The organism is Microbacterium sp. Z11_20 (assembly GCF_057197605.1).
Map to the genome: position 1 here is coordinate 1 of NZ_JBXVOQ010000007.1, position 8,116 is coordinate 8,116.

General features: G+C 71.4%; 10 protein-coding genes. All 10 read left to right on the top strand.

Annotation, left to right across the window (positions count from 1 at the left end):
* Window positions 1–402 precede the first annotated feature (402 nt).
* Window positions 403–807 carry a Fur family transcriptional regulator gene (locus AC2DFQ_RS15945; RefSeq protein WP_484507661.1) on the top strand — a complete coding sequence of 135 codons (405 nt, stop codon included), beginning with the start codon at window positions 403–405 and terminating at the stop codon, window positions 805–807.
* A complete protein-coding gene (locus AC2DFQ_RS15950) occupies window positions 804–1,823 on the top strand; it encodes a permease (RefSeq protein ID WP_484534573.1) in 1,020 nt (339 codons plus the stop codon). Before AC2DFQ_RS15945 ends, AC2DFQ_RS15950 begins: the two co-directional genes overlap by 4 nt.
* Window positions 1,816–2,619, top strand: coding sequence for a TIGR03943 family putative permease subunit (locus AC2DFQ_RS15955; RefSeq protein ID WP_484534574.1), 804 nt, complete (start codon window positions 1,816–1,818; stop codon window positions 2,617–2,619). The genes AC2DFQ_RS15950 and AC2DFQ_RS15955 overlap by 8 nt, the downstream gene beginning before the upstream one ends.
* On the top strand, window positions 2,609–4,024 hold the full coding sequence (locus AC2DFQ_RS15960) for a hypothetical protein (RefSeq protein ID WP_484534575.1): 1,416 nt from the start codon (window positions 2,609–2,611) through the stop codon (window positions 4,022–4,024). The genes AC2DFQ_RS15955 and AC2DFQ_RS15960 overlap by 11 nt, the downstream gene beginning before the upstream one ends.
* Complete coding sequence (locus AC2DFQ_RS15965; protein WP_484534576.1) at window positions 4,021–4,701, top strand: DNA-3-methyladenine glycosylase; 681 nt, start codon at window positions 4,021–4,023, stop codon at window positions 4,699–4,701. The genes AC2DFQ_RS15960 and AC2DFQ_RS15965 overlap by 4 nt, the downstream gene beginning before the upstream one ends.
* A 146-nt stretch (window positions 4,702–4,847) precedes the next feature.
* The gene (gene rpmB, locus AC2DFQ_RS15970) at window positions 4,848–5,084 is read left to right on the top strand and encodes a 50S ribosomal protein L28 (protein ID WP_168913235.1); all 237 of its coding nucleotides are present in this window, start codon (window positions 4,848–4,850) and stop codon (window positions 5,082–5,084) included.
* The gene (gene rpmG / locus AC2DFQ_RS15975) at window positions 5,084–5,254 is read left to right on the top strand and encodes a 50S ribosomal protein L33 (protein ID WP_165140426.1); all 171 of its coding nucleotides are present in this window, start codon (window positions 5,084–5,086) and stop codon (window positions 5,252–5,254) included. The genes rpmB and rpmG overlap by 1 nt, the downstream gene beginning before the upstream one ends.
* A gap of 4 nt (window positions 5,255–5,258) precedes the next feature.
* Window positions 5,259–5,564, top strand: a complete 306-nt coding sequence (rpsN, locus tag AC2DFQ_RS15980) for a 30S ribosomal protein S14 (RefSeq protein WP_484507665.1) — start codon at window positions 5,259–5,261, stop codon at window positions 5,562–5,564.
* Between the two features lie 138 nt (window positions 5,565–5,702).
* Window positions 5,703–7,355 (top strand): acetolactate synthase large subunit, encoded by a 1,653-nt coding sequence (locus tag AC2DFQ_RS15985; RefSeq protein WP_484534577.1) that lies wholly within the window; start codon window positions 5,703–5,705, stop codon window positions 7,353–7,355.
* 249 nt (window positions 7,356–7,604) lie between these two features.
* On the top strand, window positions 7,605–7,892 hold the full coding sequence (locus AC2DFQ_RS15990; protein ID WP_125133173.1) for an HU family DNA-binding protein: 288 nt from the start codon (window positions 7,605–7,607) through the stop codon (window positions 7,890–7,892).
* The last annotated feature ends 224 nt before the right edge of the window (window positions 7,893–8,116 follow it).

Sequence of the window (8,116 nt, forward strand, 5' to 3'; positions counted from 1 at the left end):
GCGGCCCCCGGCACCCGCACCCGACGTTCCGCCTCTCCGTCCCGCGCCCGGCCGGCACAACTGCGGAGATCGTGGGGGACGCGCCGTGTGGGATGCCGCGGGGCCGGTGTGGTGCGGACCATCTCCGCCGTTGTGCATACCCGCGGCGTCGGCCGCGCGCCGCGGCGTCGGCACCGGACCACCCGCCCCCGGCACCCGCCCCCGGCACCCCGCACCCCGCACCCGGGCAACCCGGCACCCCGCATCCGGGCAGCCCCGCACCCGGGTAACTCCGCACCCCGCACCCAGGCAACCCGGCACCCCGCACCCGGGCAACTCGGCACACCGCACCCGCACGGGCACTGCGCCCCCGGCCCCGAATCCACCCGGGGTCCGCTCAGGGCGCGCGGGTAGGATTTCGGCATGGTTCAGCGCAATACGTGGCAACGCGAACGCGTTCGCGAGGCGCTCACCGACGCCCGCGGGTTCGTGAGCGCGCAGTCACTGCACGCTGCCCTGCGTGATGAGAACACCGGCATCGGACTGGCCACCGTCTATCGCACTCTCGCCGGGATGGCCTCGCAGGGTGAGGCCGATTCGCTGCAGAGCCCCGAGGGCGAGAACCTGTTCCGCGCGTGCACGTCCGCCGGACACCATCACCACCTCATCTGCCGGTCGTGCGGGCTCACCGTGGAGATCGCCGCCACCGACGTCGAGCAGTGGGCGCGCCAGACGGCCGCCCAGCACGGGTTCACCGACGCGGAGCACGTCGTCGACATCTTCGGCCGGTGTGCGTCCTGCGCACAGGCGGCTCGCGAGAAGGCGTGACGCAGCTCCGGCCCGGCCCCGTCCGGCAGCGCGCGCCCGGTCGGGCCACACCCTGGCTCGGCGCGGGAATCGCCGTCGTCGCCGCGCTGTTCGCGATCGACGCGTTCGCGCCGTCGCTGTTCGCCGATGCCCTGCCCACGCGCGCTCAGGACGGCCTGACGCTGGCCCTCAGCGTCCTCATCGAGGCGCTGCCCTTCATCGCCCTCGGTGTCGTGCTGTCCTTGGTCGTCCAGGTGTGGATCCCCGCCGGCGTGATCGAGCGGTGGATGCCCCGCCGCGCGTGGGCGCGGAGGGCTGTGCTGTCGCTGCTCGGGATGCTCTTCCCGGTGTGCGAATGCGGCAACGTCCCGTTCGCACGCGGCCTGATGATGCGCGGGTTCTCCGTCTCCGACACCCTGACGTTCCTCATCGCCGCCCCCATCGTCAACCCGATCGTGATCCTGACGACGCACGCGGCTTTCGGATGGAGCGACGGGATCCTCATCGCCCGCCTGGTCGGGGGATACCTCGTGGCGAACCTCCTCGGCTGGCTGTACAGCCGCCACCCCGACCCCGACGCGCTGGTGACCGATCGCTTCCGGCAGACCTGCGCCCTCGTCGTGGCCGAACCGGGCGGCAAGGGCCGGCGGAGCCTCGCGCAGTTCATCGTCGAGCTGCGCGCCGTGATGCCGGCGCTGGTCATCGGCTCGGCGCTGGCGGGAGCGGTGCAGGTCATCGTTCCCCGTTCGGCGCTCCTGGCGATCGGGTCCGACCCCGCCCTGTCGATCGCGACGATGATCGTGCTGGCCATGGTGATATCGATCTGCTCGAACGTCGACGCGTTCTTCGCGCTGTCGTTCGCGTCGGCGTTCACCCCGGGGTCGCTGGTGGCGTTCCTGCTGGTCGGGCCTCTCGTGGACGTGAAGATGCTGGCGCTGCTGCGCACGACCTTCACCACCCGCGTCCTCGTCGGCGTGACCGTGATCGTCGTGGCCGCCGCCTTCGCACTGGGAACGGTGGTGAACCTCCTTGCCTAGCGTCGCGACCCGTTCCCTCACGACCCGCTGGCTGGGTGTGGGGCTGTCCGCGTGCCTCGCGGTGATCACGATCGCGCTCGCCGTCACCGGACGGCTCGCGCTGTACATCAACCCCGACTCGTCCTGGTTCGCCGTTCTCATGGCCGTCGTCGTGCTGATCGGCGCCGTCGCGAGCTTCGCTCTCCCCCTGGGCGCGGAGGACGACCACGGCCATGATCACGGTACGGATGCGGCGGCCCCGAGCACGGCCGATCCCCAGGTGCTCGGCGACGATGCGCACCCCCGGCGCGCCGGTGGATTCGCGCTCGCCGCATCCGCGACCGGCGGGATCCTCGCATCCGGTGTGGTCGTGGCGATGCTCGTCACCCCGGCCGCATCGCTGTCGGCGGAGCTGGCGATGTCGCGTGACGTGGGAACGGCCCCGCTGTTCGCCGGTTCCGACGTCGTCACCCTCGCCGCCTCGGGCGACAGCTCGCGCTTTGGCGTGGGGGAGTGGGCCGGCATCTTCTCCTCGGCGACCGACCCCGACCGCTTCGACGGCGAGCCGGTGACCCTGACCGGCTTCGTCACACCGGGCGACGGCGGAGATTTCGCGCTCACCCGCCTGGTCATCACGCACTGCGTGATCGACGCGCAGTCGGCCACCCTGCCGGTGTCCTTCACCGCGCGCCCGCCCGGCACGGGGCAGTGGGTGACCGTTTCCGGCACGGTCCGATCGGGCTCCGACGGTGCGCTGCGCGTCGAGGCCGACGAGGTCACGCCCATCGAGGAGCCTCAGGATCCGTATGAGTACTGACTCCCGGCGTGCGCGGTCGCAGCATCGCCGCGGCCGGAGCTTCCTGGCCGCCTTCGCCGCGGTGCTCGGCACGCTCATGCTCGTGTCCGCGGCCGGCGCGGCCGTCACGGTCGGGCAGGGGCCACGCGTGACCGACGTCCAGGTCGATCGGGCCGCGGCCGTGGCCGCCTCCGGCTCCCGCGTCATCCTCACCACCACGCAGTCGCTGCGTGAGGTGGACGCGGATCAGGTGGAGGTCGAGCCGGCCACCCCCTTCACCGTCGACACGTCCGGGCGGAGCATCGGCGTGCGGTTCACGCTGCCGCTTCAGGATGACGCCGACTACACCGTGCGCGTTCGAGGGGTGCAGGGGCTCGGGGCGGGCCCCGCCGCCACGATCGAGGAGACGTTCCGCACGCCCCCGCTCGAGGTGTTCCTCCTGCAGCGCGACTCGGGCGACGGCGACACGATCTACCGCACGAACCTCCCCGGCGACGAGGCGGCCGCGGTGTTCTCCCATCCGCACATCGAGGACTACCGGGCAACCGCGTCGCACCTCGTCGTCTCCGTGCTGGAGGGCGATCGGGCCGCTCTCCTGGTGGTCGACCCCGCCAGCGGCGAGGCACGTCACCTGCCCCTCCCCGGTGACGGCTTCGTCTCCGGCCTGCAGTCAGCCGACCGCGGAGAACGCATCGGGTACACCTACTCCGATGCGTCCCTCGGTGCCGACGGCGGCCGCGAGAGTGTGCTGTTCACGGCATCGCTCGCCGAGGGTGCGGCCGACCAGGCCCCCCGCGAAGTGCCCCTGCCCGGGGACGACGCCCGGGTGGGGGAGTGGCGGTTCGTCCCCGACACCGACAGCATCCTGGCGCTCACGTTCGACGGGCGGCTTCTGCTGGCGACTCCGGATGGGGCGGATGCGACGCCGCTGGGCTCCGCCCTGGCGATCGAAGGCATCGCGCGGGGATCGTCCGAAGCGGTCATCGAACGAGCGGAGGGGATGGCGGTGCTGGATCTCACCGATGGCACCGAGCGGCCGCTGGTGGAGCCGTCCGAGGACGTCGGCATGCCCGGCACCGTGACGCCGGTGCCCGGTGAGGGCGCCGGGACGATCCGCGCCGCCGCGCAGATCGACGCCTCCAGCGCACTGGTCTCGACGTCGGTCGTGCACGTGGCCGAGGACGGCGCCGTGCAGACGCTCCTGACGCTCGGCTCCGCCGACGCCCTCGTCCAGACGTGCGTGTCGCCGAGCGGGCGCTACGCCGCACTGCTGGTCGCCCTTGACGCGGCGGAGAACCCGTACGACCGGTACCGGCTGCCGATGCCCGGGCGCCTGGAGACACGGGTGGTCGAGATCGGTACCGGTGACCAGGTGACCGCGCTCGGTGGATTCGGTGTCTCGTGGTGCCAGGGGCCCTCGTCATGACGTATCGCCCGGTCACCCGCACCGAGCTCGCCGGTCTCCCCGTCGACGTCGCCCCCCGTCTGCTCGGTGCGCTGCTGACCACGCGCATCGGTGACGACACCGTCGTGGTGCGGCTGAGCGAAGTCGAGGCCTACCACGGGCTCGGCACGGGCGAGGTGGGAGACCCCGGCTCGCACGCCCGGAGCGGCCCGACACGGCGCAACGCCACGATGTGGGGCGAACCGGGCCGTCTGTACGTGTACCTGAGCCACGGCATCCACTCCTGCGTCAACGTCGTGTGCGGCCCCGAGGGCGTCGCCGGCGGGATCCTGCTGCGCGGCGGCGAAATCGTCGAGGGCGAGGAGGCTGCAACCCGGCGCCGCCTGGAGCGCCGCGGTGTCGTGCGGTCCTCGCGTGACCTCGCCGGAGGACCCGGACGCCTCGGGGATGCTGTCGGCCTACGGCATTCCGACCACGACGGCATCGACGCGGTCACCGGAGCCCCGCAGGCCGGGGCCACGGCTCGGCTGGAGGTGCTCGCGGACCCGATCGCCGAGGTGGCGACGGGCCCCCGCGTCGGGGTCGCGGGCGTCGCCGGCACCGCCGTGTTTCCGTGGCGCTTCTGGATCGCCGGAGACCCGACCGTGTCGCCCTTCCGATGGGGACGCGGGGCGGCGGAGGCGGCCGTGCTAGACTGACTGTTTGTCTGCGCGCACTCCAGCGCGTAGTTCGTGCCCCTCCTCATGCCGAACCGGGAAATCCGGTCTCTCAGCGTGTCGAAGGGTGCAGACAAGGGATCTTGGGTGGGGCCGTCCGGCTTCACGGTACAGAAGGAGACATCACCATGGCAGCAGTGTGCCAGGTGACTGGAGCGGTTCCCGGCTTCGGTCACAACATCTCGCACTCGCACCGCCGGACGAAGCGCCGCTTCGACCCGAACGTGCAGAAGAAGACCTATTTCGTTCCGTCGCTGGGCCGCAACATCAAGCTCAACGTGTCCGCTAAGGGCATGAAGGTGATCGACGCGCGCGGCATCGAATCGGTTGTCAAAGACCTCCTCGCGAAGGGTGTGAAGCTCTAATGGCGAAGAAGTCCCAGGACGTCCGTCCGATCATCAAGCTGCGCTCGACCGCCGGCACGGGATACACCTACGTGACGCGCAAGAACCGCCGCAACAACCCTGACCGCATCGTGCTGAAGAAGTACGACCCTGTCGTGCGCAAGCACGTCGACTTCCGAGAGGAGCGCTGATCTCATGGCCAAGAAGAGCAAGATCGCGCGCAACGAGCAGCGCAAGGTCGTCGTGGAGCGCTACGCCGCGAAGCGCGCCGAACTGAAGAAGGCCCTGGTCGACCCGACCTCGACCGACGAGCAGCGCGAGGCCGCCCGCGTGGGTCTGCAGAAGCTGCCCCGCAACGCCTCGCCGGTGCGCGTCCGCAGCCGCGACGCCATCGACGGTCGCCCCCGCGGCAACCTGTCGAAGTTCGGCATCTCGCGTGTGCGTTTCCGCGACATGGCGCACCGTGGCGAGCTGCCCGGCGTGACCAAGTCGAGCTGGTAACTCCGCGACACGCGGCCGCACAGCATCCGCGAAAGGGCGGGGGTTCTCCGGAACCCCCGCCCTTTCTGCATCCCGCACGCGATCTCTTCACGTAGAGTTCTGCCCTCCGCTGTCAGCTCTCGAGGGGAACCATCGAACGTGACCGATGCCATCTCACGCGAACAGGGCGGCGAACGCGGCGACGCGGTGCCGGGAGGAACCGGCGGGGAAGCGATCGTCAGGGCGCTGCTGGGCGCCGGGGTCGACGTGTGCTTCGCCAACCCGGGCACCTCCGAGATGCACTTCGTTGCGGCCCTGGATCTTCACCCCGGGATGCGCGCGGTGCTTTGCCTCTTCGAGGGTGTCGCCTCGGGGGCGGCCGACGGTTTCGCCCGGATGGCGGGTCGCCCCGCCGCCACGCTCCTCCACCTCGGGCCGGGCCTGGGCAATGCGTGGGCCAACCTGCACAACGCTCGACGCTCCGGCGCCCCGGTGGTCAACATCGTGGGGGAGCACGCGTCCGGTCACCTCGGCCTCGACTCCCCGCTGGAGAGCGACATCGTCGGCTTGGCCGCCTCCGTCTCCGGGTGGGTGCGCGTCGTCGGCAGCCCGGAAAGCGCCGGGGCCGATGTCGCCGATGCCGTCACCGCCGCCACCGCCCTCCACGGCGGGATCGATGCGCCCCCGCCGGGGTCGACCGGCACGGGGGGTGCCGTATCCACGCTCGTCGTGCCGGCAGACATCGCGTGGACCGCGGTCACCGGCGCGCGGCTCGTCCCCGACCGAGAGCCCGTGCCGGACTCGACCGATCCGTTGCCGGCGGACGGCGGGGTGGGCCTGGTCGTACGACGACTGCGCGCCGGGAAGAAGGTCGCGCTCCTCCTGGGGCCCACCGCAGCGGCCGACGACGATCTTCGTGCTGCCGACCGGATCCGGCAGGTCACCGGCACGCGCGTGCACGCGGAGGTCTTCTCCGCGCATCGTCGCCGCGGTGCGGGCCTGCCCCGCGTCACCGATGTCGCCTACCGTGCCGAGGAGGCGACCCGGCAGTTCGAAGACGTGGAGGTGGTGGTGCTGCTGGGAGCTGCAGAACCCACCAGTAGCTTCGCCTATCCGGGGAGATCCAGCCGCATCCTGCCCGCGGAGGCCGAGGTGCTTCGCGTGCCCGCCGGCGCCGCCAGCGCTTTTCTCCATGAGCTCGCCGGCGAGGTCGCACCCGGGGTGACGCCCACGGCGACCGCCCGCAGCGCGCCGCACCCGGTCAGCGGCGCGTTGACGACGTCGAACTGGGGGCGGGTGTTCGCCGCGGAGCTGCCGGCCGAGGCCATCATCTCGGATGAGTCCATCACCTCCGGGATGAACGGGCTGACGGAGGCGTTGGACGGCGCGGAGCCCCACGACTCCCTCGGCCTGAAGGGGCTCGCCATCGGGCAGGGCATCCCTGTCGCGATCGGCGCGGCCATCGCGCGCCCGGATCGTCCGGTGTTCAATCTGCAGGCGGACGGCAGCGCCATGTACACGATCTCGGGGTTGTGGACGCAGGCTCGAGAGGCGCTGAACATCACCACGGTGATTCTCGACAACGCCGCGTACGCGATCTTGCGCGATGAGCTGACCCGCGTGGGGGCCGCCGAGGGGGCCGCGAGCGAGAGCTTGATCACGCTCGGTCGTCCCGCCCTGGACTTCGTCTCCCTCGCCCGGGGATTCGGCGTGCCCGGGCGACGTGCGGAGACCGCGGAGGAATTCCGCGCCGCACTGGGAGAGGCCGCCGGCACGCGCGGCCCGTTCCTGATCCACGCCGTTCTCCGTTGATTCGACGATCGGCGCCTGCACCGACACCGGAGTTCCATCGCCGTAACGGTCGGGTCGGCGGACGCCACAGCGGTCACATCCGTCACAATCGGGCGCGACACGCCCACCGATCCGTGCCGAAAGGGCCAGAATCCGCGGAATTCCGCGGGTCTGTTGGTACATTCGAGGCGGTCGATTCGACCACCGGGGGCAAAGGCCCCCGTCCGATGTAACGCAGGCGGCCGCTCGGCCGCCCGGGAGGACCACCGAATGGCTGACAAGTCCATCACCAAGACCGAACTCGTCGCGAGCATCGCGAGCGCGACGGGTCAGAGCCAGTCCGCCGTGTCGGGCGTGCTCGACTCCCTCTTCTCCACCGTGTCCGAGGCAGTTGCCAAGGGCAGCAAGGTCTCGATCCCCGGTTGGATCGCGTTCGAGCAGGTCGAGACGTCCGCGCGTACGGGCCGCAACCCGCAGACGGGCGAGGAGATCGCGATCCCCGCAGGCAAGCGCGTCAAGGTCACCGCCGGCTCGAAGCTGAAGGCAGCCGTCAAGTAAGACGACGACGTCACACGGAGGGGGGATGCTTCGGCATCCCCCCTCCGTCTTCTCCCCAGGTCTCGCACGTAGGCTGGGACGATGATCCCCACGCCCACTCCACCCGCCGCTGACGCGTCGCGCGGAGCCTCCGGGCGCGTGGGCCCACCCACGCCCACTCCACCCGCCGCTGACGCGTCGCGCGGAGCCTCCGGGCGCGTGGGCCCACCCACGCCCACTCCACC

Coding starts and splice junctions, on each gene's coding strand:
- AC2DFQ_RS15945 (WP_484507661.1), top strand. CDS start 403: ATGGTTCAGCGCAATACGTGGCAACGCGAACGCGTTCGCGAGGCGCTC.
- AC2DFQ_RS15960 (WP_484534575.1), top strand. CDS start 2,609: ATGAGTACTGACTCCCGGCGTGCGCGGTCGCAGCATCGCCGCGGCCGG.
- AC2DFQ_RS15965 (WP_484534576.1), top strand. CDS start 4,021: ATGACGTATCGCCCGGTCACCCGCACCGAGCTCGCCGGTCTCCCCGTC.
- rpmB (WP_168913235.1), top strand. CDS start 4,848: ATGGCAGCAGTGTGCCAGGTGACTGGAGCGGTTCCCGGCTTCGGTCAC.
- rpmG (WP_165140426.1), top strand. CDS start 5,084: ATGGCGAAGAAGTCCCAGGACGTCCGTCCGATCATCAAGCTGCGCTCG.
- rpsN (WP_484507665.1), top strand. CDS start 5,259: ATGGCCAAGAAGAGCAAGATCGCGCGCAACGAGCAGCGCAAGGTCGTC.
- AC2DFQ_RS15990 (WP_125133173.1), top strand. CDS start 7,605: ATGGCTGACAAGTCCATCACCAAGACCGAACTCGTCGCGAGCATCGCG.